Below are 966 nucleotides of genomic sequence, written 5' to 3'. Positions count from 1 at the left end.
TCGGCTTCGCGGTCCCCGATCCGGGCGCCCAGGGACGCGGCCCCGCGGTCTGCGAGCCGGCCGGCACCGTCCGGCCACACCGTCACCACCACCCACGCCAGCCCGATCAGACACAGCAGGCCGGCGGCGGACACCTCGAACATCGGCAGCGGCCAGCGCGAGCCGATCTCCGGGGCGAAGTCGTTGGCCACCGACGCCTCGGTCTCGGCGCCACCAAGCACCGCCAGGAGGAAGCGGTGCCAGAACACCAGCGCGAGCAGTACGGAGATGCCGGCCGTCGCGGCCAGGTGGGCGATCAGCGTGGCGATGACGCGGTCGGCGCGGTGGCGCCAAATGTTGACGACGACGACGAGGGCGACCAGCAAAGCCGCGACACCCGCGATGAGTGTGTACGCCAGAGCCGCCCAGCCGAGGTAGACACCGATCGTCACGACCAGCGGCCACGTGGGTCGGCCGTCCCCGGTGCCCTGCGACCGCGCGGCGGCGCGTGCGCAGAGCAGGAAGGTCGCCACCACGACCTGCGGGAGCAGGCAGATGAGGATCCACGAGTAGGGCTCGTAGGCGTTCGTGTGCCCGCCGACGACCGCGGTGACCAGGCCGAACAGCACGGCCAACCGCGTCGGCACCAGCCAGCGCCAGGCGACGAACGCGATCGCGCCCGCGACCGCCATGGTGATAATCGCGTAGGGCTTGTAGAACTCCCAGCCCTCGACCCCCGCCAGAGCGGCCAGTCGCCCGCCCACCCAGAACCACTGCGGCGGGTAGAAGGGGGCGGCATCGGCGTAGAAGGGGTCGCTGAGCGCGGGGGAGTCGGCGAAGCGGGTCACGTAGGCGACGCGGTTGAGCTGGTCGCCGCCGAGTCCGAAGAGGTAGTGCGGGGTGCCGCCCAGCAGCAGACCGAGGTGGGAGGAGGCGAGGAACGCGGGGCCGGCGGTGCCGAGGAGCCACAGGCCGCGCTCGCCTGTC

At 72.4% G+C, this 966-nt stretch carries 1 protein-coding gene; it reads right to left on the bottom strand.

The genetic code is table 11. The features are described 5' to 3' along the window. On the bottom strand, nucleotides 1–966 hold a 966-nt coding region (locus tag G6027_RS12125; RefSeq protein ID WP_182637404.1), incomplete at both ends, for an arabinofuranosyltransferase.

This window comes from Dietzia sp. SLG310A2-38A2, assembly GCF_014145095.1.
Taxonomy (GTDB): domain Bacteria; phylum Actinomycetota; class Actinomycetes; order Mycobacteriales; family Mycobacteriaceae; genus Dietzia.
This window is presented reverse-complemented; position numbering and strand designations above follow the sequence as displayed.